Genomic DNA, 24,539 nt, shown 5'->3' on the forward strand with positions numbered 1-24,539 from the left:
CTTAGCGGTTGACCTCCTTATCATTCAAGTTTGTTTCTCGCTTAGCCATCTAGACTGCGAAACGACGATCTAAACGATTTAGATACATCTTCATCTTACAGATCGCTAGGCTGGAAACTTAAGCACATAATACCTGAATCTAGAAGGATTAGGTTATCAGCTTCTATAAGATTCTAGGCCTGGTCATCTTGTTTTAGGCCAAAGTTCTGGACAGGAGAACGATGCCTAGATAGGCTTGATTGCCAATAGCTGAGCTGATTTCTCAAAAATCAAATGTGAACTTGTCAAGGATAGAAGTGTTCACAAAAATTCAATCTTCAACCCCGTGAAAACACTGAAATTTGAATCCCACGCTTGAAAAAATCAGTGAAATTAGCGACAAAAGCATCCGCAAAAGGCTCGATTGGCTATCTGAGATTGAAATCTTGTTGTTTGGGAGCGAAATTTCAGTCCTGGCAGCGGTTTTTTGCTATTTCGGACCGACGCGAGCTAAAAATTTGGCTCGGTTGGCTAATCAGTAAGCTGCGGTGGCTACTGCGGAGCGACGAGTTGCTAATTTTTGGCTCAGTTGGCTAATTGGTAGGCTCAGTTGGCTAATTTTAGGCTTCATTGGTTAATCGGTAGGCTCTGTTGCCTGCTGCGGAACGACGGGTTGCTAATTTTTGGCTCGGTTGGCTGGTAAGTGGCAAAAAGAAGACTCGCTTGCGCAACGCCCGGTCGTCTGCTAATCTTGGCTGCATCGCACTGAGCGGAGCTTTTGCCTATCGTCGATCATTGCTGATAAGCTGCAAAAATTTAGCGCTGCCGAGAAGCTATGGAGCAACTTCTGGGCAGCTAACCCCTCAACTGGTACCAGCCCAGTCAGGAGGCTAACGGGTGATTTTAACACCCCCTAGCCACCCCGACTTTGCACTGCCAAAAACAGGGTGGCTAATCATTTGGCGGTATTCCGGTAAGGGCGAGACAACCTCGCCCCTACCCACGACCGCACTTTGGCCCCCCTAACCCCCCAATTCTGGGGGGACTGGAACTAATTTTTGCCATCACATTAAACCCTCAATCAACTTTCTTTCTCCCCCCAAACTTGGGGGGCCGGGGGGGCCTGCATACCCAATTTCTCATCCAAAACTGCATCCCCATGCGCAAACTTTTGCAAGCCATCAATCCGCGTCAATTCGAGATTTCGCTCTCGTACCTTGCCACTTATCTCGGCATCCCGCCGGACTGCATTCTGCGCTTTGAACAATGGGCACAAGTTCTATTCGTCCACCGCAAAGACCGAGGCGGGCAATTCGTCAGCTATCGCAGCCTCATTCACTGGCTCGAAGCCTGCGTGCAAGCCATTCGGGCCTGTGAAACCCATCAAGCTTTACAAGAATTTGGCCAACTGCTCAAAACCGAAATCGAGCGGTTTACCTATGCGCCTGATGCCGTTGCTTACCTGCGTCGCTTGTGGCAACAACGCAAAGCCCAGTTAGATCTCAACCTCAATCTCCGCAGTTTCTATACTCCTAATCCCCAATGATTCCTTCCCATTTATCCCCTTCCCAAGTTCGCCTGCGCCTTTGGGATCACATTAGCCGTGAACTGAAACTCATGCCCTCACTCAAGCTAATTTTGCTCGTGTTAGCTAACTACACCGACTCGCGCAGCCACAAAGCCAACATTCCCGCTTCCCTCATCATTCGCGACTCTGGCTTGCGTGATGAAGAAATCAAGCGCTTGCTATTGAGCTTAGAAGCAGCCAATTGGATTGAGAGCGCCCGCGTGCTTTCAGACGCTGGACGCTCAGTGATGCTCTACAACCTATCTGCCCGTCTGATTCAACTAGCCTTCAGTTCGACTTAGGGCCGTTTGAACCTTAGATCCGCTGAAGTGTCTCAACCGTTCTCTCACTCCTGATATTGCCTGTATTCAAAGTTGAGGCCGGTTCAAACAGCAGAACATGCACTTCCTCCGGTGCAACTGGTTTGTGTTCCATACCTCTAGGAATAACGAGAAATTCACCAGGATTGAGAATTACTTCCCGGTCGCGGAACAACAGCGTCAACTGTCCTTCCAACACTAGAAACAGTTCATCTTCTTGCTCGTGATGATGCCAAACAAACTCGCCAGAAAGCTTAACTAGCCTCAGCGTTTGCCCGTTCAGCTCGCCGACCAACTTAGGACTCCAATAATCTGAGAACTGTGTAAGCTTCTCGGCCAAATTTACCTTTTCCATATCGATCTCTTTCTCCTTTTAGGCAATATCAAATCAGTCAGCTTGTTGCAGCGCAGCTTCAACCTGAGCAGGCACGCTTTGGACTTGTGCTTGATTCACCATCAAATTAGTGACCGCTCTAACTGAATGTGGACCTACCGCTAAAACAGCAATGCCTCGCTCCTTCAGCCGTTGCACTAGGATTGGCGCTGGTATGGTCTTGACCTGGAAAAATACCAGATTGGTTTGCACATCCTCAGGCTTGATTTCAATCCCCGCTATGTTCTGCAAACCTGTTGCCAAAATCTTGGCATTGTCGTGATCCTCTTTCAGTCGCGCTCGATGATGCTTCAAAGCATACAAAGCCCCAGCCGCGATGATGCCCGCCTGCCGCATACCACCACCAAATAGCTTGCGAAACCGTCGTGCCCGTTTAATTGACTCGCTTGAACCAACCAGCGCTGAACCAACCGGCGCTCCCAAGCCTTTGGAAAAACAAACGCTGACTGTATCGAAAGGTCGGGCGTATTCGCGTTCAGAAATTCCAGTGGCAACGCAGGCATTCCATAGACGCGCGCCATCCAAATGCAGTTTGAGATCGTGCTTTTGACACACCTGAGCAATTGATTCAATTTCAGCCAGCGGAAAAATGCGCCCGCCGCCTCGATTGTGCGTATTTTCTAGACAAACTAGCTTGGTCCTAGCAAAGTGATCATCCACAGGACGCAGCACCTGCTCTAAATCAGTAGCGCTGAAGATGCCCTGCTTGCCCGGAATCAAACGGCACATTACGCCAGATAAAGCAGCCGGAGCGCCGCCTTCGTAATAGTAAATGTGGGCCTGCGCTTCTAAAACGACTTCATCACCAGGCTCGGTATGCGTGCGCAAAGCCACTTGATTGGTCATCGTGCCAGAAGGCATGTAAACCGCAGCCTCTTTACCCAAAAGTTCGGCCACATAAGCTTCCAACGCATTCACGGTTGGGTCGTCGCTAGAAACATCATCGCCTACCGTGGCTTGTGCCATTGCTTCGCGCATGGCTGGTGTGGGCTGCGTGATCGTGTCGCTTCTGAGGTCAATCATTACAGTGAACTTGGGGCTTTGTTGAGGAGGGAAGCAAGCGCTAAGCATTGACTATGGCAGGGATACCCCGAATGATCAAATCACAGTTCGAATGACCGCCATGACGAGCATTGATGTATCCAAAATCAAGCTGTTCCAACTGCGAGCCTTAGTAGCAGTTGCCAATTGTGGTAGTTTTGGCGGTGCCGCACTGAAACTTGATCTCACGCAATCGGCCATCAGTCACGCCATCGCTAGTTTGGAGCAAGAACTGGGAGTCATCTTGTTAATTCGAGGCCGAAATGGCGCCTCACTCACCTATGTTGGCGAACAAATCATTGGCGAAGTCCGACAAATGCTGCAATTGTTGGACATTGCTATTGAAAAGGTGAACTGCTCCAGAGGCTTACAAGCAGGGCAAGTCAAAATTGCCTCCATCCGCAGTCTGGCAACTCATTGGCTACCGTCGGTAATGGCCGCTTTCAACCAGCGGTTTCCTCAAATTACCGTGACTCTGACTAAGTGTTTTGATTATGTTGAGGTCCAAGCCGCTCTGCAAAATCGCTCAGCCGATCTGGGTTTGATGGATATTGATGAGCGTACCGGCTTCACCGTTACCGAGATTGGCAGCGATGATTACCTGGTGCTTCTACCCGCCAACATTGCCTTGCAAAGTAACTCGATCTCTTGGCAACAACTGAGCCAGTACCCGCTAATTATGCCTGCACCGAATGACCAAGGTTATGCCCCGTTGCGGCGCTACATTGCCAATGCAGAAGTGCCCTTGACCATTGCTTACGAAATCAATGAGGATTCAACGATTGTGAGCATGGTAGCCCAAGGTTTAGGTATCGCTATCTTGCCCCAGCTTGCCGCGCTACCAATTCCCCAAACCGTGCAGGTTTGTCGTCCACCTCAACCCCTGTCTCGATTGTTAGTGGCTGCAATTTTAGAAAATGCCCTGCACAGCCCAGCCGTTTTTGTATTTCTAGAGTTGATTGAGCAGATGAACTGGCGTTCTATCCCTGTGCTCCAGCGTTTCAGTTAGGCTAGTCGAACTAGGGTTCTAAGTCAGTCCCTGTTTGGCTAACCGCCAGCATTCCTGGGCAATGGCCCAATCTTCTTGCGTGTGAACAATCAACACGCGCACACTTGAATCCGGTGTGGCAATATCCTGATCGGCGGGTGATTGCGCATTTTTCTCGGCATCCAATTTCAGACCCAAAAAGGCAAAGGCTTCGCAAACAGCCGCTCGCACCGGAGCAGAATTTTCGCCCACGCCTGCAGTAAATACCAACGTATCTAAGCCGCCCAAACTGGCTAGCATGGCGCCCAAATAAGCGCGCAGACGATGCACATAAACATCAAAAGCCAGCTGCGCTCGCCCATTGCCCTCAGCAATGGCTTGCTGAATCTGGCGCATATCACTGGAAACGCCGGAAACACCCTGCAAACCCGAGGCGCGATTGAGCAAATGATCGAGCTTGTCTGGGGTGTAGTCGCCTTGCCGCAGCAGATGAATCAAAATGCCAGGGTCCACTGAACCGGAGCGGCTGCCCATCATCAAGCCGTCTAGGGGTGTAAAGCCCATCGTCGTATCAATACTTTTGCCATCGCGAATCGCGGCCAGCGAGCAGCCATTACCCAGATGACAGGTGACTAAGCGCAAATCTTCAAGCTCTCTGCCAACAATTTGAGCCGCCCGTTGAGCGCAGTATTGATGACTGATGCCATGAAAACCGTAGCGCCGAATTCCCTGCTCCAACCATTCATAGGGGCCAGGGTAAACAAAAGCCGCCGGAGGCAAGTTGCTATGAAAGGCAGTATCAAACACCGCAACTTGTGGAATCTCCGGTCCTAAAACCTGCTCAATCGCTTCGATGCCTTCAAGATTAGCTGGATTATGAACCGGCGCAAACACAGACAAGCGGTCAATCGTCGCTTTCACCTCCGGCGTAATCAAGGTGCTTTGCTGATAGTCTTGCCCACCATGCACCACGCGATGACCAACCAGGTCAATCTCAGCCTGGTCAGCAATCACTTGGGTTTCGCCATGCCAAAGCGTCTGGAGCATTTGGGAAACTCCAGCCGCCCGAGACTCTAATGAAAGTTCTTGCTCTAGCTGTTTGCCCTGGCTGGTTTTGACCTTTAGTTCTGCGGCACCTTGGTGATGGGTCCAATCAATTTGGGCTTCCCAAACTGGTTCTACTGGCTCTAATGGTTGAGTCGGTTCATCACCCTTCAACTCGTAAAGGCAGCTTTTTTGACTGCTCGACCCTGCATTGAGCACCAAGATTTTCATACTGACTTACACGCTACCGCTGAATGGTCGGCTTCAGAGTCTTCACTTAAGAACCAGCACCAGCTCAGAGCTGACTAAAAGCAAGCTCTCTTAAAGTAAACGCTTCAAATGGCGCAGCCGATTGGAGAAACTGCGCATCACTTCAAGTGCAAACATCGGTGTTTCTTGAACCGCAAACAGAAAGCGCTTTTGATCGAGAAAGGCTAGATTACAATCGGTTTTGGCAATTGCCGTGGAAGCTCTAAGGCCATCCTGATGAACCAGGGCACCCTCACCAAAGACATCACCAGTTTTAATCGTCTCAACGGTCTTGCCATTGACAACCAAGTCAACTTCTCCTTCGAGAATGCCGTACATCACGTCACCAGGTTGTCCCTCTTCAAAGATGACTTCTCCGGCTGAAAAGAGCTTGGGTTCAAGCTGCCTTTGAAAGATGCGAACGACTTCAGCGGGTTCTAGCATGATATTTGAAACCTGATAAACGGGTAATCATCGTACCGCTAACAGCAGCAAGTGTTGAGGCGGGAATCCAAACCTGAATCCCAACGCTCAACACTTGCCGGTAGATTAGCTAAGAGCCGGAACGCGCGACGCCTTCAAAGCCTTCCTGGGAAGGTGAGTTGGTATCGCGGGGTGTTTTGGATCCAGAATCAGCTCCCAGTGGGTCGCTGTAATAGCCCCATTGCCAATCGCGAATTTCAGGCATGTCGTCCCCATGTTTAGAGACATATTCCCTGTGTTCAATCAGCTTGTCATGCAGCATCTGCTTGACATGCGCAGCCGTATTTCTGAGCCCTGGCACGCGGTCAATTGCGTCATCAGCTAAATTAAACCGATCTAAATCATTCAAGACCACCATATCGAAAGGCGTGGTCGTTGTACCCTCTTCTTTGTAGCCGCGAACGTGGATATTCGAGTGATTCGTGCGGCGATAGGTCAGGCGATGAATAACCCAGGGATAGCCGTGGAAGGCAAAGATCACCGGCTTATTAGTCGTGAAAATGCTGTCGAAATCCTTATCGCTCAAACCGTGAGGATGCTCGGTTTCAGGTTGCAACGTCATCAAGTCAACCACATTAACCACGCGAATGCGCAAGTCTGGAAAATTCTGACGCAGGAGATCTACAGCCGCTAGCGTTTCCAGGGTTGGAATATCACCAGCGCAGGCCATAACCAGATCCGGCTCGACGCCTTGGTCGTTGCTAGCCCAACCCCAAATGCCAAGGCCTTTGGTGCAATGCTTAACTGCATCGTCCATGCTGAGATATTGCAACGCCGGTTGCTTGCCGGCAATCACCACATTGACGTAATGGCGGCTGCGCAAACAGTGGTCGGTTACCGATAGCAAGGTGTTAGCATCAGGTGGCAAATAAACTCGAACCACCTCTGCTTTCTTGTTGAGCACATGGTCGATAAAACCTGGATCTTGGTGGCTGAAACCGTTATGGTCTTGCCGCCAAACGTGCGAAGTTAGCAAATAATTGAGCGAAGCAATGGGGCGACGCCAGGAAATGTGACGGGTGGTTTTCAGCCACTTGGCGTGCTGATTAAACATCGAATCAACGATGTGAATGAACGCCTCGTAGCAAGAGAAAAAGCCGTGCCGACCAGTCAGCAAATAACCCTCTAGCCAACCCTGACACAGGTGTTCGCTGAGCACCTCCATGATCCGGCCATCCGGAGCGAGGTGGTCATCCTCTGGCAGCCTTTCAGCCATCCAGGTTCGGTCGGTCGCCTCCATAATTGCGCCCAAACGGTTGGATGCCGTTTCATCAGGGCCGAACACGCGGAAATTGCGTCGGTCCGCATTTAGTTTCATCACATCGCGCAGAAATACGCCCATGACCCGCGTGGCTTCGCCAACCGTGCCGCCGGGGTGAGGTACTTCAACCGCGTAGTCGCGGAAGTCAGGCAGCTTTAGGTCTTTGAGCAGTAGGCCACCATTGGTGTGGGGATTGTCGCCCATGCGACGGGTGCCCTTGGGAGCCAGTTCCGCCAGTTCAGGAGTCAGGGTACCGTTTTCATCGAAGAGTTCCTCCGGCTTGTAGCTCTTCATCCAGTCTTCGAGCAGCCTTAGATGGTCTGGCTTGGTCGCCAGTTCCGCGAAAGGTACCTGGTGTGAGCGCCAATAATTCTCGGTTTTCTTGCCATCAACTTCTTTCGGTCCGGTCCAGCCCTTGGGCGAACGCAGGACAATCATCGGCCATTGCGGACGTTTGAGATTGCCGTTGATGCGGGCCTCATGCTGAATGGCTTTAATCTCGGCGATCACTGTATCCAGGGTGCCAGCCATCAATTGATGCATGGCTTCGGGCTCTGAACCCTCCACGAAGTAGGGTTTGTAGCCGTAGCCCACCAATAGGCTTTCCAACTCCTCGTGGCTCATGCGGGCTAAGAAGGTGGGATTGGCAATCTTATAGCCGTTGAGGTGCAGGATCGGCAGCACTGCCCCGTCGTGGATTGGATTGAGAAACTTGTTGGAGTGCCAGCTAGTAGCGAGTGGCCCAGTCTCAGCTTCGCCATCTCCCACCACAGCGGCAACGATCAAGTCAGGGTTGTCGAAGGCCGCGCCGTAAGCGTGAACCAGAGCATAGCCCAGTTCCCCGCCCTCATGGATTGAGCCGGGTGTTTCTGGAGCTACGTGGCTAGGAATGCCACCGGGGAATGAGAACTGCTTAAATAACTGCCGCATCCCCTCCGCATCCTGGGAGATGTTGGTGTAATACTCACTGTAAGTTCCCTCCAGATAGGTATTGGCGACCAATCCTGGACCGCCATGTCCTGGACCCGCGATGTAAATAACGCTCAAGTCCTGAGCCTTAATCACCCGGTTGAGATGGACATAAATGAAGTTGAGACCCGGTGTTGTCCCCCAATGTCCGAGCAGTCTGGGCTTGACATGCTCTAGCTTCAAGGGTTCACGTAGCAATGGGTTGGCGAGTAGATAGATTTGTCCAACCGAGAGGTAGTTCGCCGCACGCCAGTAGGCGTTCATCTTGCGCAATTCATCTGCGCTTAAGGGCGTCGTCCGTACCAAGTCAGCTACTGTCATGGCAACGACAAATTATTTACAGGGCTATTGCGGCTAATCATGACCGCATTTGTTGTCTGACTTTTATTCTTTCGGCTTTTCTTAATTCTCCTACCTATAGAAGTAGATTGCTTAATACATTGATTCAGTACATTCCATAGATAAATTTACATAAACTCAGGATTATGAGATTTCAGCGCAGCTAAGTGAGTAATCAACTACATCTTTAATCTTTAACCAAAGGATAACTCGGTAATAAGAAATGCCAGCTTTGATTTGGATCATCCTAAAGGGTGATTTGAATCTGCTACTACAAATAGGTCAAAAGTAAGTAGCCATGCCTTTAAAAAGTCTTTAAAAGCACATTGCTATTCGGTAAGCCTAGCGGAGACTAGATATGGCTTAGTGGATTAGCAATAAGATTGAGTCCGATTTTGAATCAAATTCAGCGCTCATTTTCATGCTTGCCATTCACAAAGAGTTCTAAGAATTGATTCAAGCCAACTCAACCAATGCTGAGAGGGCTGGGATGGTTAATCCACCCCAGCCTGTGATCTCGCAGTGCGCTTGATTTTTAGCTCTAGCCGTTAGTTGGGGCTCCCCCAATTTGAATATCGCGAACCCGTGCCGGTACTGCGGCATGGGTCATCTGCGCAATTTGCATTGGCTCACCCTTGCCACACATATTGGTGCCACACAATAGACGTTCCGAAGCGGGACCTACGGCATCTACTCGGTTCCAAAAGTCGGTGGTCATGGCATGGTAGGTGACATCCTTGAGCATGCCAACGATTTTGCCTTTTTCAATTTGCCAAAACGCATCGCCGCCAAACTGGAAATTGCGCCGTTGTTGGTCAATCGAGAAGCTGCCAATACCGTCAATTAAAATGCCAGATTCAGTATCTGCAATCATCTCCGCCAAGGTTGCGGTGTGACTGCCGCCCTCAGGCCCTGGTTCTAAGCCTAAATTGGGAATGCGCACCATTGGCACACTCGACCAGCTATCGGCATAGGCACAACCGTTGCTGCTTCCCCGCCCTAGTTTGAAAGCAGTTTCGCGGTCGGTGAGGTAATCCACCAAGCGGCCATCTTTGACTACGTACCAGTCTTGCGCAGGCACACCTTCATCATCGAAGCCTACGGTGCTGCGGCCTCCAGGCTGAGTGCGGTCAGCTTTGAAGTTCACACAGTCGGCGGCGTACTGAAGTTTGCCTAACTGGTCGGTGGTCGCGAAGCTGGTCCCGGCAAAATTAGCCTCATAGCCATACACCCGGTCAAGCTCGGTGGGATGGCCAACCGATTCGTGAATGGTTAACCAGAGATGACTGGGTTTGAGAATAAGCGTGGAGCGGATCCCCTGCGGTCCTTTGGGCGCATGCACTTTCTCAATTGCTTCCTCGGCCACCCGTTCGACCTGAGCTAGCAAGTCGGCACTGTCCACATGTTCGTAGCCGACATTTAATGGGGGTCGCTCGTAGTTCCGATTTTGAGAATCGCCATTGGCAACGGCAGTGCAACCAAAACCCGGATAACTGCGGTAGACAGTCTGCTCAATCACTGAGCCCACCGTAGAGGCGAATAATTTATCTTCGCGTGTGAACGACAGGTAAGAATTGGCTTTTTTAATCCCCCGGTTACCATAGGCCAGTAGCTGCTCATTCAAGCCCAACAGTAACTCTGCTTTCTGTGCAATCGGCACTTCAAACGGGTCGATTGCAATTGGGGTCTTGAAGGTTGCCTGGTACGCGTCTACAGGCACCAACTGCACGCGCTCACGCTGGGATAAGCGACTGGCTCGGGCAATATCCACAGCCAAGCTGACCAGTCGTTCAATTTCTGTGGCACTAATACGATGGCTAGCCGCAAAACCCCAAGCCCCATCCAGCAATACCCGTACGCCAAAACCAGAACTGACATTATCTGAGAGGTTGCTCAGCGAACGGTCGCGCGCGTAGAGCCGTTGAGAGCGATAGGTGCAAAGGCGGATATCGCCATACTCACAGCCTGCTTTGCGAATCAGGTCCACCGCTAGCGCTGCCAAATCGGGAGAGGTGCTCAGAACTGGGCGAGGCGTCAGGGTTGGCAGTGAGGGCGTCACAGGTGGCTTGCTCCTTTCGGGGTTGGCTTATTCTAGCCCGGATGATTTTGCTTCAAGCTTGTGGGCAAAGCTTAGGGGGAACAGAGCTGAAGTCACCCAAATCAAAGCCTAAATCAACAGGGGCCAGCTCTTGCTATCAATCCGGGATGTCATAACTCGGTGATGTATATTCGGTGAGCCAGGGTGTTCCGCGAGTCAAAAATCGCTGCGATCACAGACCTCATGCAACCCGAAAAATCACAATCTTCATCGTTAGAGCCTAGCCAACGATCAAAATCAGCGAAGCAGCCGGAATTTCTAACCGCCTGTCTCAGTCGTCTAACCCATCACTGGGGCATTCGTAAAAAGATTGGCTTTGGCTATGGTCTCTCGATTGGGATAGCCGTTTTGGGGACCGGCATCGGTTTGCTAGTGGGGGACCACTATCAAAATAAAGCAGTGGATAAGTTAGCTGCTGCCCAGGAAAAACACAAGCTAATCGAGCATTTAGAAAAATCTTTTCTCAAGGCTCAGATTCAGCAGGGGAAGATTGCTTTGGCTCCTCAGAATAGTGAGACCCAGCAGAAAGAAACTGACAGCTTACTTGCCATTACCTATGACATTAAACGGCTCTTACCTCAGCTTGAGGCTAGCCTATCAGTTCACAGTATTTCATCCCGAGAGGCAGCTCAAGACCTCAGTGAGGTTTTGTCTCGGTATGACGTAGAACTAGAACAGTATATCCAGCTCATCGAATTACAGCGTCAGAAAGGCAAGCGTGAGGTAGCTCAAGAGGCTACACAGGAGGCCATTCAAGGGGCCACACAGGAGGCTAGTCAGATCGCGCCAGGCTTCTCTTCCGAGTTTAGGGAGAAGCAAGTAACGGTGTTTGAGCAGCTCATGAGAGATACCGAGAAATTAACCGAATCAACCCTGCATCAGGAGCATCAAGCAACTGAGTCTTTGAATTCTGCCAGAACCTTACGCTTCAGAATTATGCTCGGTAGTATGCTGCTTTCAATTGCGATTGCGATTGCTCTGGCATACTATACCAGCCAAATAATCTCTCACCCCATTCGGGCTGTAACCCGGGTGGCGCAGCAGGCAACTCAGGAGTCCAATTTTGAGCTACAAGCACCAGTTTTGACAGGTGACGAAGTGGGTCTGCTAGCTACTTCTCTCAACCAATTGATTCAACGGGTGTCCAAACAACTGCAAGAACTCAAACAAGCCCAAGCTCATTCGATTCAAAGCGAAAAGATGTCTAGCTTGGGCCAAATGGTAGCTGGTGTCGCTCACGAAATTAATAATCCAGTCAGTTTCATCTATGGCAATCTGGGGCACATCCAGCAATATGCTGAAAGTCTGTTGAGCCTAGTGAGCCTTTATCAAAAGCATTATCCCCAACCGGTAGCCGCGATTAAGGATGAGATTGAGGCGATTGAGCTAGATTTCTTGTGTGAGGATTTTCCTAGAACCATTTCATCGATTCAACTGGGTGCAGAGCGAATTCAGCAAATTGTGCGCTCTTTGCGTAATTTCTCGCGCCTTGATGAGGCTGAGATGAAACGGGTTGATATCCACGAAGGTCTTGAGAACACGCTGCTCATTCTCAATCATCGAACCAAAGGCAAAATCAAAATCGTTCGGCAATATGGTGACTTACCTGAGGTCGATTGCTACCCTGCTCAGCTCAATCAAGTATTTATGAACATCCTCAACAATGCTATTGATGAGCTGCTGGAAAACGGGCCCCATATTCAACCGCAGATTCTGATTCAGACTCTAGCGGTTGACCACGAGCAGGTTGAGGTGCGTATTCAAGATAATGGCTCTGGCATTAAACCAGAGCTTAGCCAGAAAATTTTTGATCCTTTTTTCACGACCAAACCGATGGGCAAAGGTACTGGTATGGGCCTGGCGATTTGCTATCAGATCATTGAGAAGCATCAGGGACAGCTTGGTGTAACCTCCAACCCCAAATCGGGGGCCGAATTTGTCGTTACCTTGCCAACCAAATTTCCTCAACCAGCCAGCGATGAAGTTTCAGCTGAAGCTTAAAGCAATGCTCTCGGTTAATCAGTTGCCGTGCAGTTGGTGAGCAACATCTTAAGAGATAGCAGGAGGAATTTTGTAGAATTTCTCCTGCTAAATGTGGCCTTAGATTTATGGCCTTAAGTTTAAGGCTTTAAGTCCTAGAAGCGAGCTGAAATCAAACCACCGGTTGAGCCAGACTGCTCAAGAAATCAGCGGTGTTGGTTAGGGTTGCTCCTGCGTTAGACATCTCAGCTAAAGCTGCCTGTGCCCCCGCCTGAGTAACGCCTTCGACCGCATCGGTTAGCAAATAGACTGGCCAATTGCGGGCTCTCAAACCCAGCACTGCTGCTTTGACACAGTAATCGGTTGCAACACCCGCGACTGCCCAAGCCGTAATGCCTTGGTTGCGGTAAGAGTCTAGTAAGCGTTCGGTTAAGGGACTATCCCAAACATCGAAACTTTGCTTGGCAATCACTAATTCCCTTGGTAAATCGCTCAATGGCTCGGGAAGCGCTGCGTCAAAATTCAACAATGGACCGTTGAGTTCTGCCTCAGGAACGTAAGCAGCTCCAGCTGTACCTGCCAGACAATGGGCAGGGAAACCATGGTTAGCAAACTCAACATCATCGGGAGCATGAGCGTCAGCCGATCCGACAATGGGCAAGCCTAAGCTACGCGCTGCCCTCAGTAACTCAGCCCAGACTGGCAGCAACGCCTCTGCCCCTGGCACCGACAATGCGCCAGTAGCTCGCACGAAATCATTTTGCGGATCGATCAGTAGCAGTCCCACACTGACAGTCATAGCGACCCTCTGTTATGGTTATTGCAACTATAAATCATCAGCTTTGTGTTGGTCAAGATTTTGAGCCATGCTTCAAAAAATGATTAATCATAGCTATCCACAACCCAGCTTTAAGTAGAAAAAACAAGTAATCACCCGTTGATTTTTAGTAAGTTCGACTATAATGAGGTGAGCCAGAGACGTGGATTCGCTTTACCTTAGTCAACTGCTAAGACCCTATGAACACTGTCACAAGTGCTACACCAATATCCCAGTCTCAGGTGCCGTCTCTGCTTGTCAGCCCAGACCACTACGGTCTGTTGACAGACTTGTATCAGTTGACGATGGGAGCGTGCTACGCCGGTGAAGGCCTTGACCAGAAGTGGGCCAGCTTTGAGCTAACTGTGCGCAAACTGCCAACAGACCTGGGGTATTTGATTGCGATGGGGCTGACCCAAGCCATTGAATATCTGCAACAGCTGCGATTTACCCCAGAGCAGATCAGCGCCCTGCAAGCAACCGGTCTGTTTGAGCGTGCCCCTGAGCGTTTTTGGGAACTGCTGAGACAGTGCCGTTTTACAGGGGATGTCTGGGCTGTACCAGAAGGCACCGCTGTCTTTGCCCATGAACCTCTGTTGCGGGTTGAGGCCCCACTCTGGCAGGCGCAACTGGTTGAGACTTATCTTCTCAACGCGATCAACTATCAGACGCTGGTTGCAACTCGGGCTGCCAGGCTTCGGGATGTTGCTGGTCCCGAGGCTACCTTGTTGGAGTTCGGCTCCCGACGAGCCTTTGGTCCTCAAGCTGCGGTTTGGGCAGCGCGGGCCGCTTTGGCGGGGGGGCTTGATGCCACCTCAAACGTCCTGGCCGCTTTGGAACTGGGACGCAAACCGGCGGGCACAATGGCCCATGCCTTAGTTATGGCAATAACTGCTTTGGAAGGGAATGAACAGGAGGCGTTTGAGGCATTTAGCCACTATTTCCCTGGTGCGACCCTGCTGATCGACACTTATGATCCCCTAGTGGCAGCCCGAACCCTGGCCGCGCGAGCCAGAGAGGGTTTTGTGCTAGGGGGAGTGCGCTTAGACTCAGGTGATTTAGTGGAGTTGTCACGGTCGCTGCGCGAAATTTTGCCCCCTGAAACTAGCATCTTTGCCAGTGGCGATTTAGATGAGTTCGAAATTCTGCGGCTGCGACAGGCAGGCGCTTGCATTCAAGGCTACGGCGTTGGCACTCGTCTTGTGACAGGATCACCTGTTAATGGGGTCTACAAGTTAGTGGAAATCGAGGGGATTCCGGTGATGAAGGAGTCAATGGGCAAGCTCACCTATCCCGGTCGCAAGCAAGTCTTCCGTCGCCTGACTTCTGAAGGGATTGAGGACAGACTGGCGCTGGCAGAGGAAGCAGCTCAGCCCCAAGAGCAACCTCTCCTAGAACAGGTGCTCCAGGGCGGTAAGCTTGTGCGTCCTTTAGAAGCGTTAGTTGCCATTGCTCAACGCACTAGAGCTTCAGTTGAGGTCTTGCCCGAGAAGGTGCGCCAGATCCGAGAACCTGTGACTGTGGAGGCTCGGCCCTCGGCAGCGTTACAGACGCTCGTAAACCAAACTCGCCGCGTTCCCGCCTAAACTCTGGCTCTTACTCTGCGGTTCATTCTTGTTCTGCTCTACTCTGCTTTACTAAATCAGACCTATGAGTGTCATGCCCCAAACCATCGCTCTGTTTGGAACCAGCGCCGATCCACCCACGATTGCTCATGGCGAAATCGTGGCTTGGCTCGCTGATCACTTCGATCGGGTCGCGGTTTGGGCTTCTGATAACCCTTTCAAGCAACACCAAACCTATCTACGCCATCGCTTGCATATGCTGGAGTTGTTGCTCAGCGACCTGCAACGGTCAAACGTGCAACTAGAACCAGATTTAGGCCATCCCCGCGCCCTGATTACAGTGCAACGGGCGAGAGAACGCTGGCCAGACGCTCACTTAACTCTGGTGATTGGCTCTGACCTAGTGGCTCAACTGCCGCGCTGGTACTGCGTGGAGGAGCTACTGATGCGTGTTCAGCTTTTGATTGTGCCCCGCCCCGGCTATCAGTTGCGAGCAGCGGACCTGGCGGCGGTGCAAGCCTTGGGCGGACAATACTGGATTGCAGAACTGACCGGGTTACCCGTTTCCTCGACAGCGTATCGTGAGGGAGACAGGGAGGCAGGGGTCAGTGCCCCGGTCCAGGCGTATATCGAACAGGAGCAGTTGTACTCATGCCAGGACGTGGCAGTTGTGACCTGAGCGCGAATGCTTTGCAGGGAAGCCTCGCAGATTTCAAAGTAGGGGTAGACAACGTCATTTTTTCAGTTGATATCGTTCTCAATCGCCTGCTTGTGTTGCTAGTCATGCGCGATGAGCCACCCTTTCTCAACCAGTGGTCGCTACCTGGAACTCTGGTGCGTCATGGAGAGTCGCTGGAGGACGCTGCCTACCGAATTTTGTCTGAGAAGATTCGCGTTCGCAACTTGTATTTGGAGCAGCTTTACACCTTTGGTGGGCCTGGCCGAGATCCAAGGGAAGAGCCAAATAGCTACGGGATACGTTATCTCTCGGTCAGCTATTTTGCCCTGGTCCGTTTTGCTGAGGCTGAATTAATCGCCAATGGTGTCAGTGGCATTGCCTGGTATCCCGTGAGCCAGGTTCCTCAACTTGCCTTCGACCACAATCGGCTGTTGCAATACGGGTATAAGCGGCTGCGCAACAAACTTGAATACAGCCCGATCGCCTTTGATGTCCTGCCGGAAAAATTTACCTTGAGCGATCTCTATCAGCTTTACTCAACGGTATTGGGAGAAAATTTCTCGGACTATTCCAACTTTCGAGCACGTTTGCTCAAGCTCGGTTTTCTAGAAGAAACGGGTGAAAAAGTGTCAAGAGGGGCGGGTCGCCCTGCCAGCTTATATCGCTTTGACTCCGAAGCTTTTGCCCCCTTCAAAGATAAACCGTTGGTATTTGTTTAGAGGCTGACTGAGATATTAGCTTGATCGGCCTAGATATCAGTTCAGGTATTGGCTCAGAATTCGCTTAGGTTCTTCAGAAATCGGTATGAAACTGGCAATTGCGCAACTCAATCCAACCATTGGCGATCTAGCAGGTAATGCGCGGCAGATTCTTCGGGCGGCTCAGGCAGCTGCAGCTCAGGGAGCAACTCTGCTGCTCACACCCGAGCTGTCGTTGTGCGGTTATCCGCCGCGTGATTTACTACTCGATCCCAGTTTCGTGGCCGATTGTCAGGCCACTCTAGAGCAGCTTGTTGCTGAGTTCCCTGCTGCATTGACGGGCCTCATTGGCACCATTGAATTCAATCCCGCAGCGGAGCAGGCAGGGGGTAAGCCATTGTTCAACAGTACTGCGCTAGTTGAGCGCGGCAAAATTCGTCAACTCTTTCACAAACGCCTGCTGCCGACCTACGATGTCTTTGATGAAGATCGTTATTTCGAACCGGGCCACCAGCCTAATATTTTCACGCTAGATGGCATCAAGATTGGTGTCACTATTTGTGAGGATTTGTGGAACGATGACCAGTTTTGGGGCAAACGCCTCTATCCTCACAATCCGATTGAAGATCTGGCTAAACATGGAGTTGATGTGGTCGTCAATTTATCGGCTTCGCCCTATAGTGTTGCCAAGCAAAAGCTGCGAGAGTCGATGCTGCACTACACCGCAGTTCGCTTTCAATTGCCAGTGATTTATGTGAACCAGATTGGTGCGAATGATGATCTGATTTTTGATGGTCACAGTGTTGCTTTTAATCGGCAGGGTGAGGTTGTGGCTCGGGCCCAGGGATTTACCGTCGATTTACTGAACCTCGAACTGGATCCGGTCAAGCGCGATTTACCATTGGGTGCCTTGCATCCCCTACCGGAATGCGAGGACGCGGAGATCTGGCAAGCGCTCGTTTTGGGCCTTCGCGACTACACACACAAGTGTGGTTTCAAGAACGTAGTGGTTGGCCTCAGCGGGGGGATCGACTCGGCGTTGACCGCCGCAATTGCCGCAGAGGCGTTGGGACCGGAGCAGGTGATAGGTGTGCTGATGCCATCGCCCTACAGCTCCGACCACTCGGTGAAGGATGCACTGGATCTGGCTAAGAATCTGGGTATCGTCACACACACGCTGCCTATTGCTCCCCTGATGCAAGGTTTTGAGACGGCACTCAGCGGCGTCTTTGCTGGAACCAAGCCAGGTATCGCTGAAGAGAATATCCAGTCCCGAATTCGGGGCAATTTGCTGATGGCTTTGTCTAACAAGTTTGGCTATCTGCTGCTGACAACTGGTAATAAATCGGAACTCGCAGTGGGTTATTGCACCCTCTACGGCGACATGTGCGGCGGGCTGGCAGTAATTTCAGATGTGCCCAAAACTCGGGTCTACTCCCTCTGCCGCTGGCGCAATCAACAGTCTTTGGTGATTCCAGAGCATGTGCTGACCAAAGCCCCTAGCGCCGAACTCAAACCCGATCAGGTGGATCAAGACTCACTGCCAGCCTACGAAATACTCGACGACATTTTGCAACGGCTGATTGATGCCCATGAGGCTCCGGCCCAAATCGTTGCCGCTGGTCACAATCCAGATACGGTTGCCCAAGTGGCTCAATTGGTCGCCCGCGCTGAATTCAAACGTCGTCAGTCTCCACCCGGTCTTAAGATTACCGATCGGGCCTTCGGCTCTGGTTGGCGCATGCCCATTGCTGCCCGTCGCACCACCAGCCCGGCCCCTTCTCACCAAGCTTGAATCGCATGCAAGCCAAATGGGTCACGGCGGGCTTGTGCGCCGTCCTCAGCGCAGCCTGCGGCTTGCGTGGTGAAAGCAGTTACCTCACGTTTGACCGGGCTAGGGCTTTAACCGAAATTGCTGGGCAGTATCAAGCCGTTGGTCAGGCTAAGCAAGCGACATCAGTCCTTGCTGAGGCTCAACAGGCTGCCACGTCAATTCGCAATCCCTGCATTCAACCCAGAGCCCTGTCAGAAGTGGCAGGGCAATACGCGGCCCTAGGGCAGTTAGGGCAAGCCCTCAAGATCTCAGCACAAGCCATTCAAGTCAGCCAAAAGGCTAGTCAAGAATGCGATAGCGATGTTGTTCTGCTCTCCCACTTGGCGGCTCATTACCTTGAGATTCAGCAGCCGGCTCTGACTCTTCAGGTTGCACAGCAGATGGAAAGCACTGAAAAAGTCTCGACTTGGCTTCAGGTTGCTGGTCAGTATGCCGAGGCCAAACAAACACAGGCAGTTGTGGGTCTGCTCACGCAAATACTGGCCCAGGTGAAAGCGCAGCAATTGGATCTGAGTTCTGCCCAATTGGCAGAGTTGGCAGGTTTGCAGGCTGCCATTGGCAAGCGGCAATCCGCTCTGGAGCAACTCATGCAAGCAAGCCAAACTGCCAAAGCTGAATCCGGAATTGAGCAGGTCTTCGGTCTAATTGCAATTGGACATCAGTATGCTGAGTTGGGTCAGACCAAGCAAGCCCTGGCCCTACTCAATCAGGCCCAACAGACCAGCCAGACGCTGAATAACGCGGCTTTGCAGACCTCACTCCTATCAGATCTCGCAGTGGAGTATCGCCGGTTGAATCAACCAATCTTGGCTGCAGCAGCGCTCACTCAAGCCGCTGCTACAGCTCAAACCCTGAGCCCTTTGCTGCAAGCTCAAACCTGGATTGACCTGGCAGCTGAGGACAGCGCAGTCCGATCACAACCAGCAGTTCAGCCGCAGCAGATCACCCAACTTCTTGACCAGGCGCTGCAGGACGCTCAATTCTCCAAGGATCACTCGCTCATCACAGAGGTTGCGATCCGCTATGCACAGATTGGACAGCCTGCCCGAGCCTTGCAAGTGACTAAAGCGATGGAGGGTGAATTCCATTCGGAAAGGTCGCGTGCTCTGGTCAGTATTGCCAACGCCTACGCCCAGCAAGGCCAATTTGGGCAGGCACTGCAGATCGGGCAATCGGCCGCAGATCCCTACTACCGGGTTCGTGCGTTGATTCAAATTGCCAGCCAGTACAAAACTGTAGGGCAACAAGATCAGGCCACTACCATTCTGAATCAAGCACTTCAGATGGCCCGCTCATTGGGAAAGTAAAGTTGTGGGCCGAGTTGCTGTGCCTGATGGGTTAGAGCTGAAAAATGTCAGTTCTGAATAGAGCTAATGATTGACCAAAATCGCTCCTTCAAGTTTTAAGTCCAACGATCCCATGACAATTTTGCTAAATGTAAACTACAATTGCGAGAATTAGTTAGTTATGTATTGGGTGAATTGGAGCGCCCTAGAAGAAATTCAAAGATTTGCCCAAGTACAACTTGAACCACCCTACAAATAGTTTATTTCTATCGACAGACTTTGCGCTCGACAAGATACCCTAATTGGCAGACTTCGAGAATAGCTATTTGATCGATGCTGGGCATATTCTTCTTGTTTACTAAACGCCTTTAAAATGTTACCAGTGGACTTTTTTGATCTTACTGTGCCACTTTTGCGCACGAAGCAAGCAGTTCTAAGCCGTCAGCCTAATCAGGATCGCTGGGGCCTTTGGCAAGTACATTGGCAGCTTGGTGAGATAACTGTCTTCTCATCGTTTTATACACCTACTGACCTTGCCTGTTTACTCTGGGGAATCATTACAGTCGCAATTTTCGTCACAGCTCAATTCCTACCTTTGAGCTGGAACATCCAAGCCATTCTATGGACTGCACTGACCTTAGCAGGAACCATTGCTATGGTGAATTTGACTCAGGCGTGGGTCAAGGTCAAACGTCTGAGCTGGGTACTGCATGCCTGGGTTGCACTAATGTTATTCGGCCTGATTCTGACCGATCTCAGCATTTTTCTATGTTGGGGTCAGGTTCTCACTCGCCTTTGCCCGCTTTGGCTAGGATTAAGTGCTTTAGGTTACTTTTTGACAAGTTTAGAACTGCGTTCACGGGTTTTCTTACTAGCAGGCTTTATTCATCTTGTAGGAATTCTGGCTTTGCCTTACTTGAGCAGTTTGCAATATTTAAGTACAGGTATATTCATGGCAATCAGTCTACTTTTGCTTGCAGAATTCGTCTGGGATATTCGCTTGCCTATTGAGTTGCAACAGTTGGCAGTCCCAACGGCAGAGCCCCTCCTAAAATAGTCGATAGCAAACAGTAAATAGCGGCCAGTATTAACTCTACTGACCGCTATTTTTGATTTTCTAAACAGTCTAATCGAGCTGCTTTAGCAGGAGAGATTGTCAATCCGGATCGGTGCTTTGACGCTGGCTCCCAGTAAACAGAACCTGCACCAGGCTCCAGAAGACCGTGAGTACTGTAGCCGCTAACAGAAAGAGCATGAGTAGCGACAAAGCAGACAGAGGGGAGAGAACTGCCACCAAGAGCAGCCCCAAAACCAGAAATGTAATTAATGTATTGCCCATGTTTTCACCCTGTCTGCAATTGCACCCTAATGTCTGTCCGGCTGGCTGTTAGCTCGATCTTCGGAGGCTTAAAGCAGAATGACATCAGTCCCTCGGGTGAGGATTGCCAACTGTTTGTCCGACTGCGCTGTCCGTTCGAGCGTCCTAGTTGCCTTAGGGCACAGCTTTAACAAAGAAAGCGGCGCTAGAACCTCCAAGTTCCACCCGAGGTAGCCTGCCTTGACTGACTTTCAGGGTCCGGCGCGACAGGAGATCAACGTAGTCTCCGTCTTCAAGCGAGGTTTGCAAGTTTTCGCGCACTAACTGCTCGCCTGCCTTGTTGATGATCACCCAGCTATCCCTACCTCGCTGCCAAGCTAAAACATTGGCTTCGGCAATGGTCCAAAGCACTGGTTTGCCCAAAGCGAGGTTGTGAAATTTGGCTCCTGCCAGAACCAGGGGATGCTTGTATTTGTCCAAGAAAACATAGGGAAACCCTTCTTCTCGGCCCAAGATGTAGGTGTAGGCTAGCAGTTCATCAACACCGCTCATGTCAAAACCGCCAAACTGGGCATTAGCCGTGTCATGGTTCTTGACGAAAGTGACAGCGCTTGGACCAGGCAGTGCCTGTCGAGAAGCGGCAGGCGTGACTAAACTCCTGAGATCGCCGCCGAAAGCGAAAGCCCCCTTCATTGTGGACAGCAATGGAAAGTCGAAGGCGTCCATATTTCTCAGATAGGGTGCTAGGTCTGTAGGGCTACTGCTAATGTATTCCCCAACTGAAAACACCTCTTTGGGCACTGCTGCGACCACATCATCAAAGTATTCTGGCTCCATGTGTTTGATCGCATCAAAACGAAAACCATCGACGCTATAGCTCAATAGCATTTTTAGATAATTTTTTGCTTCCTGGCGCACATAGGGCGAGGAGGTGTCGAGATCCGGTAAGCCGCAGTCGCTACCAATCCAACCTCGCGTCTCTGATTCTCGATTGCCGTAGCTAATGCAAGCTTGGGGATGAAAATCTGCTCTTGAAAAACGTGGAAATTGTAAGTTGACAATCTTGTCATAGCTTGCCATGTGGTTTAGAACCACATCAACAACGATGTCGATTCCTGCTCGATCAGCAGCAGCATTCATGCTTCTAAATTCTGCTTCTGTTCCGAGAGGACCCTCAATCTTGGTGTGGTCAATCGGCTGATAACGTCCCCACCATTCATCAGCTGGATTGCTTTTTTGAGGAGGCGAAACGTGAATGTGGCTGTATCCCATTCTTACTAGGTTGGGAATCTCTGCTTCAATCTCCTTGAACCGGCAGTCAAAAAGCTGAACCATAACATTGCGTTCCCTTGCCTCTGCAACGCGAGGAGAACTAATCGCTGGTGGCGTAGGCGTCGCTGAGAAGTTGCACCGGACACGCTCGGTTGCGCTAGAAGGAACTGGCTGCTGAGCTATTGAGGCATTACAGGCCAAACCCATCAACACGAATCCAGATAGAAGCAAGCTAATTCTCAATGAATGCATGGTTTTATTGATCAAGGTCATCAACTCTGATTCGAGAGATAGCTTAGGGGTTAGTCAATTGCAGGTCAACCTAGCAGGTCAACAGCTCTTGATGGATACCTTACTTGAGGTTTTAGGCTTGAGGCTTGAGCGAGCCAATCCTAATCAAACTAAAAGCCTCCGGATTTTCTCGGAGGCTTTTAGTTGTCTCTCTCAATAGCTGTTTGTAGCTAAAACATTTTTAAGATTAGGAATTAAGTTGCTTGGGATCAATATCAGTCTCAATCTAATTTCGATGATTTGGAGTTGACAGTGAATTCGAATTCGGGCTTTGAGGCGCTTCAAAGCTGATTTCATTTGTGCCCGCAGGACCTGCATCAATATTGATGCCTCCCCGCTCTCTAGATTCCACTTGCGTGGTAGGAGCTGGCATCCAAAAGGCCAAAATTCCTAGCAAGCCGGTCCAATAGTTCTGAGATTCGTTGGGATTGTCACTAGTCATAATTTTGAAGAGACAGATTGTGACCGCAGCAAAGGTGATACCAGATTGAACATAGAAGCGGCCAATGTTGAGGTTCTGCATCGTCTTGCCTGAGTGGAGTTGCGTTGTGATGTCTTTAAAGTAAAGGCAGGACCGCAGCATGCGCATTCACGCTTTCGGCCAAGTTGACGGTTCAATTCCGCCAAGCCTTTTGCTGAAAAGTGCAAACTCCCAGCCTGAATTCTCTTCATCCCGCCCCTATGTCATTCTGTAGTTGGGCCAACCATTAATGGTGAGACACAAGACATGAGCCTACTGGGTAACATCATCTGGTTGATTTTTGGTGGCCTGCTCACTGGGCTGGGCTATATCCTGGGTGGTTTGGGCATTTGCTTGACGATCATCGGCATTCCCTTTGGGTTGCAGTCGATTAAGCTCGGCCTTGCCACAATGGCTCCTTTCGGCAAACAAATCGTGGAAGAACCCAACGCCAACGGCATTCTCCAGCTCATCTTCAATGTCATCTGGCTGGTAACTTTTGGCTGGCCGATTGCTCTAGCCCACCTCAGTCACGCTGCTCTATTGGCAATTACGATCATCGGCATTCCCTTTGCTGTGCAGCACGTCAAGCTAATTCCGCTGTCTTTGTTTCCCTTCGGTCGGAGCCTCCGCTAAGGGCAGTCACTGCTAGAAAATGAGAGAGCCAATGGGCAGAGCATTTCGTACCCTTCGCCTGCACGAGCATCCGCGGGTAGACTGAGACAGTAAGCAATGTCAGCAATACCACCCGGAGAATGCCTTGTTTGGTGGATTCAGTGGCCTTCCGTTTCAAGGGCAGTCCGGAGATAAGGTTGTCGGCTCAGTTGCGACCACAGCCATTAGTGCTCTTTTCAAGCACACCGAAGCGCTGGAAGCGCGAGTCAAAGCTAACCCCGTGTCCAAAATTCTGCAAGGCAGTTTGGACGGCTTTGATTTCTGGGGCCAGGGCCTACAGATGTACAACGGCCTACGCCTTGCTGCCCTCAGCTTGCAAGTGGAAGCCGTTGCCATCGACTTGTCTGCTCTGCTAACTGGCCAGGTCAAGCTTAAAACCTCCACTCGCTCGACCATGCGGGTCGTCCTCAGCGAAGAAGACCTGACACGCTCATTCAATACCCCTTTCATCTTAGAGAAGCTGCAACAGGTCAGCTTTGAGGGCCAGGCTCTCTACTTCAGCGATATTGAGGTGCAACTGCTCGACGACAATCAGCTTTCCCTCTCAGCGAAGGTTGGGGTTGGCAGCACTAGTAACCCCGTTGCCCTGAGTCTCAAGGCACGTCTAGAGCTCCAAGACGACCAGCGTGTGGTGTTTACCGACGTGGTTTACGACGGTGAGGGCCAAACAGTCGCGCTGGCCCAAACTCTGATTACACATACCAATAGTCTGCTAGATGTGGAGAAGTTCAATCTCGATGGCGTGCAACTGCGTTTTCAGCGCTGTGATACCCGAGATCGCAAGCTGATCTTCAAAGGCACTGCCCGCTTTGACCAATTCCCTAAGCGGCGGAGCTGAATTGGGCAGAGCTGAGTTAGAGACTTACTTGGTTCGAAACTAAATTCTGAGAGTAGATCCTGATATTGTTAATTTAGTTTAATGTTTATCATAA

Annotated in this window: 23 protein-coding genes; 12 read left to right on the forward strand and 11 right to left on the reverse strand. The window is 50.8% G+C overall.

What is annotated here, in order from left to right:
- Positions 1–599: 599 nt before the first annotated feature.
- Positions 600–740, reverse strand: coding sequence for a hypothetical protein (locus H6F94_RS18575; RefSeq protein ID WP_190803714.1), 141 nt, complete (start codon positions 738–740; stop codon positions 600–602).
- Between the two features lie 398 nt (positions 741–1,138).
- On the opposite strand from H6F94_RS18575, the gene H6F94_RS18580 reads away from it, so the two are divergent.
- Both H6F94_RS18580 and H6F94_RS18585 read left to right on the forward strand, forming a co-directional pair.
- Positions 1,139–1,525 (forward strand): hypothetical protein, encoded by a 387-nt coding sequence (locus H6F94_RS18580; RefSeq protein WP_190803715.1) that lies wholly within the window; start codon positions 1,139–1,141, stop codon positions 1,523–1,525.
- Positions 1,522–1,848, forward strand: coding sequence for a hypothetical protein (locus tag H6F94_RS18585; protein WP_190803716.1), 327 nt, complete (start codon positions 1,522–1,524; stop codon positions 1,846–1,848). The genes H6F94_RS18580 and H6F94_RS18585 overlap by 4 nt, the downstream gene beginning before the upstream one ends.
- A 13-nt stretch (positions 1,849–1,861) precedes the next feature.
- Here the strand turns inward: H6F94_RS18585 and H6F94_RS18590 are convergent, their stop codons facing one another.
- Complete coding sequence (locus tag H6F94_RS18590; RefSeq protein ID WP_190803717.1) at positions 1,862–2,221, reverse strand: cupin domain-containing protein; 360 nt, start codon at positions 2,219–2,221, stop codon at positions 1,862–1,864.
- A 33-nt stretch (positions 2,222–2,254) separates the two neighbouring features.
- On the reverse strand, positions 2,255–3,283 hold the full coding sequence (gene ltaE / locus H6F94_RS18595; protein ID WP_190803718.1) for a low-specificity L-threonine aldolase: 1,029 nt from the start codon (positions 3,281–3,283) through the stop codon (positions 2,255–2,257).
- 100 nt (positions 3,284–3,383) lie between these two features.
- Here ltaE and H6F94_RS18600 point away from each other — a divergent pair, with 100 nt between their 5' ends.
- Positions 3,384–4,310 (forward strand): LysR family transcriptional regulator, encoded by a 927-nt coding sequence (locus tag H6F94_RS18600; protein WP_190803719.1) that lies wholly within the window; start codon positions 3,384–3,386, stop codon positions 4,308–4,310.
- Positions 4,311–4,328: 18 nt separating this feature from the next.
- Here the strand turns inward: H6F94_RS18600 and H6F94_RS18605 are convergent, their stop codons facing one another.
- From H6F94_RS18605 to H6F94_RS18620, 4 genes are all read right to left on the reverse strand, one after another.
- On the reverse strand, positions 4,329–5,564 hold the full coding sequence (locus tag H6F94_RS18605; RefSeq protein ID WP_190803720.1) for an acetate kinase: 1,236 nt from the start codon (positions 5,562–5,564) through the stop codon (positions 4,329–4,331).
- 90 nt (positions 5,565–5,654) lie between these two features.
- Positions 5,655–6,026, reverse strand: a complete 372-nt coding sequence (locus H6F94_RS18610) for a cyclic nucleotide-binding domain-containing protein (RefSeq protein WP_190803721.1) — start codon at positions 6,024–6,026, stop codon at positions 5,655–5,657.
- Positions 6,027–6,135: 109 nt separating this feature from the next.
- Positions 6,136–8,616 carry a phosphoketolase family protein gene (locus H6F94_RS18615; RefSeq protein ID WP_190803722.1) on the reverse strand — a complete coding sequence of 827 codons (2,481 nt, stop codon included), beginning with the start codon at positions 8,614–8,616 and terminating at the stop codon, positions 6,136–6,138.
- 559 nt (positions 8,617–9,175) lie between these two features.
- The gene (locus H6F94_RS18620) at positions 9,176–10,693 is read right to left on the reverse strand and encodes a TldD/PmbA family protein (RefSeq protein ID WP_313949326.1); all 1,518 of its coding nucleotides are present in this window, start codon (positions 10,691–10,693) and stop codon (positions 9,176–9,178) included.
- Positions 10,694–10,915: 222 nt separating this feature from the next.
- Between H6F94_RS18620 and H6F94_RS32485 the strand changes: the two genes are divergently transcribed.
- Positions 10,916–12,733, forward strand: a complete 1,818-nt coding sequence (locus H6F94_RS32485) for a sensor histidine kinase (protein WP_190803723.1) — start codon at positions 10,916–10,918, stop codon at positions 12,731–12,733.
- A gap of 151 nt (positions 12,734–12,884) precedes the next feature.
- Here H6F94_RS32485 and H6F94_RS18630 read toward each other — a convergent pair whose 3' ends face one another.
- On the reverse strand, positions 12,885–13,511 hold the full coding sequence (locus H6F94_RS18630) for a cysteine hydrolase family protein (protein ID WP_190803724.1): 627 nt from the start codon (positions 13,509–13,511) through the stop codon (positions 12,885–12,887).
- 218 nt (positions 13,512–13,729) lie between these two features.
- On the opposite strand from H6F94_RS18630, the gene H6F94_RS18635 reads away from it, so the two are divergent.
- From H6F94_RS18635 to H6F94_RS18660, 6 genes are all read left to right on the forward strand, one after another.
- Entirely contained in the window at positions 13,730–15,115 is a 1,386-nt protein-coding gene (locus tag H6F94_RS18635; RefSeq protein WP_190803725.1) for a nicotinate phosphoribosyltransferase, read from the forward strand.
- 64 nt (positions 15,116–15,179) lie between these two features.
- On the forward strand, positions 15,180–15,773 hold the full coding sequence (locus H6F94_RS18640) for a nicotinate-nucleotide adenylyltransferase (protein WP_199320502.1): 594 nt from the start codon (positions 15,180–15,182) through the stop codon (positions 15,771–15,773).
- Entirely contained in the window at positions 15,746–16,492 is a 747-nt protein-coding gene (locus H6F94_RS18645) for an NUDIX hydrolase (RefSeq protein ID WP_190803726.1), read from the forward strand. Before H6F94_RS18640 ends, H6F94_RS18645 begins: the two co-directional genes overlap by 28 nt.
- Before the next feature lie 85 nt (positions 16,493–16,577).
- Positions 16,578–18,266: an NAD+ synthase gene (locus H6F94_RS18650; protein ID WP_190803727.1), complete on the forward strand. Its 1,689-nt coding sequence runs from the start codon at positions 16,578–16,580 to the stop codon at positions 18,264–18,266.
- A gap of 5 nt (positions 18,267–18,271) precedes the next feature.
- The gene (locus H6F94_RS18655) at positions 18,272–19,612 is read left to right on the forward strand and encodes a tetratricopeptide repeat protein (RefSeq protein WP_190803728.1); all 1,341 of its coding nucleotides are present in this window, start codon (positions 18,272–18,274) and stop codon (positions 19,610–19,612) included.
- 391 nt (positions 19,613–20,003) lie between these two features.
- Positions 20,004–20,648 carry a hypothetical protein gene (locus H6F94_RS18660; protein WP_199320503.1) on the forward strand — a complete coding sequence of 215 codons (645 nt, stop codon included), beginning with the start codon at positions 20,004–20,006 and terminating at the stop codon, positions 20,646–20,648.
- Between the two features lie 99 nt (positions 20,649–20,747).
- On the opposite strand, the gene H6F94_RS18665 is transcribed toward H6F94_RS18660, so the two are convergent.
- The 3 genes from H6F94_RS18665 to H6F94_RS18675 form a co-directional block, all read right to left on the reverse strand.
- A complete protein-coding gene (locus H6F94_RS18665) occupies positions 20,748–20,930 on the reverse strand; it encodes a hypothetical protein (protein WP_190803730.1) in 183 nt (60 codons plus the stop codon).
- Between the two features lie 153 nt (positions 20,931–21,083).
- Positions 21,084–22,433, reverse strand: a complete 1,350-nt coding sequence (locus H6F94_RS18670) for an alpha-amylase family glycosyl hydrolase (protein WP_190803731.1) — start codon at positions 22,431–22,433, stop codon at positions 21,084–21,086.
- A 265-nt stretch (positions 22,434–22,698) separates the two neighbouring features.
- Positions 22,699–22,995 carry a hypothetical protein gene (locus tag H6F94_RS18675; RefSeq protein WP_190803732.1) on the reverse strand — a complete coding sequence of 99 codons (297 nt, stop codon included), beginning with the start codon at positions 22,993–22,995 and terminating at the stop codon, positions 22,699–22,701.
- A gap of 204 nt (positions 22,996–23,199) precedes the next feature.
- Here H6F94_RS18675 and H6F94_RS18680 point away from each other — a divergent pair, with 204 nt between their 5' ends.
- Both H6F94_RS18680 and H6F94_RS18685 read left to right on the forward strand, forming a co-directional pair.
- On the forward strand, positions 23,200–23,568 hold the full coding sequence (locus tag H6F94_RS18680; protein WP_190803733.1) for a YccF domain-containing protein: 369 nt from the start codon (positions 23,200–23,202) through the stop codon (positions 23,566–23,568).
- 124 nt (positions 23,569–23,692) lie between these two features.
- Positions 23,693–24,445: an LmeA family phospholipid-binding protein gene (locus H6F94_RS18685; RefSeq protein WP_190803734.1), complete on the forward strand. Its 753-nt coding sequence runs from the start codon at positions 23,693–23,695 to the stop codon at positions 24,443–24,445.
- Positions 24,446–24,539 lie beyond the last annotated feature (94 nt).

The sequence above is a fragment of the Leptolyngbya sp. FACHB-261 genome, from assembly GCF_014696065.1.
Taxonomy (GTDB): domain Bacteria; phylum Cyanobacteriota; class Cyanobacteriia; order FACHB-261; family FACHB-261; genus FACHB-261.

Bases quoted from the DNA above. Each gene is read 5' to 3' on its own strand.
- H6F94_RS18590 (WP_190803717.1), bottom strand. From the start codon at position 2,221: ATGGAAAAGGTAAATTTGGCCGAGAAGCTTACACAGTTCTCAGATTAT.
- H6F94_RS18585 (WP_190803716.1), top strand. From the start codon at position 1,522: ATGATTCCTTCCCATTTATCCCCTTCCCAAGTTCGCCTGCGCCTTTGG.
- H6F94_RS18600 (WP_190803719.1), top strand. From the start codon at position 3,384: ATGACGAGCATTGATGTATCCAAAATCAAGCTGTTCCAACTGCGAGCC.
- H6F94_RS18680 (WP_190803733.1), top strand. From the start codon at position 23,200: ATGAGCCTACTGGGTAACATCATCTGGTTGATTTTTGGTGGCCTGCTC.
- H6F94_RS32485 (WP_190803723.1), top strand. From the start codon at position 10,916: ATGCAACCCGAAAAATCACAATCTTCATCGTTAGAGCCTAGCCAACGA.
- H6F94_RS18580 (WP_190803715.1), top strand. From the start codon at position 1,139: ATGCGCAAACTTTTGCAAGCCATCAATCCGCGTCAATTCGAGATTTCG.
- H6F94_RS18575 (WP_190803714.1), bottom strand. From the start codon at position 740: ATGCAGCCAAGATTAGCAGACGACCGGGCGTTGCGCAAGCGAGTCTTC.
- H6F94_RS18650 (WP_190803727.1), top strand. From the start codon at position 16,578: ATGAAACTGGCAATTGCGCAACTCAATCCAACCATTGGCGATCTAGCA.
- H6F94_RS18675 (WP_190803732.1), bottom strand. From the start codon at position 22,995: ATGCAGAACCTCAACATTGGCCGCTTCTATGTTCAATCTGGTATCACC.
- H6F94_RS18640 (WP_199320502.1), top strand. From the start codon at position 15,180: ATGAGTGTCATGCCCCAAACCATCGCTCTGTTTGGAACCAGCGCCGAT.
- H6F94_RS18615 (WP_190803722.1), bottom strand. From the start codon at position 8,616: ATGACAGTAGCTGACTTGGTACGGACGACGCCCTTAAGCGCAGATGAA.
- H6F94_RS18655 (WP_190803728.1), top strand. From the start codon at position 18,272: ATGCAAGCCAAATGGGTCACGGCGGGCTTGTGCGCCGTCCTCAGCGCA.
- H6F94_RS18645 (WP_190803726.1), top strand. From the start codon at position 15,746: ATGCCAGGACGTGGCAGTTGTGACCTGAGCGCGAATGCTTTGCAGGGA.
- H6F94_RS18605 (WP_190803720.1), bottom strand. From the start codon at position 5,564: ATGAAAATCTTGGTGCTCAATGCAGGGTCGAGCAGTCAAAAAAGCTGC.
- H6F94_RS18665 (WP_190803730.1), bottom strand. From the start codon at position 20,930: ATGGGCAATACATTAATTACATTTCTGGTTTTGGGGCTGCTCTTGGTG.
- ltaE (WP_190803718.1), bottom strand. From the start codon at position 3,283: ATGATTGACCTCAGAAGCGACACGATCACGCAGCCCACACCAGCCATG.
- H6F94_RS18635 (WP_190803725.1), top strand. From the start codon at position 13,730: ATGAACACTGTCACAAGTGCTACACCAATATCCCAGTCTCAGGTGCCG.
- H6F94_RS18630 (WP_190803724.1), bottom strand. From the start codon at position 13,511: ATGACTGTCAGTGTGGGACTGCTACTGATCGATCCGCAAAATGATTTC.
- H6F94_RS18610 (WP_190803721.1), bottom strand. From the start codon at position 6,026: ATGCTAGAACCCGCTGAAGTCGTTCGCATCTTTCAAAGGCAGCTTGAA.
- H6F94_RS18670 (WP_190803731.1), bottom strand. From the start codon at position 22,433: ATGCATTCATTGAGAATTAGCTTGCTTCTATCTGGATTCGTGTTGATG.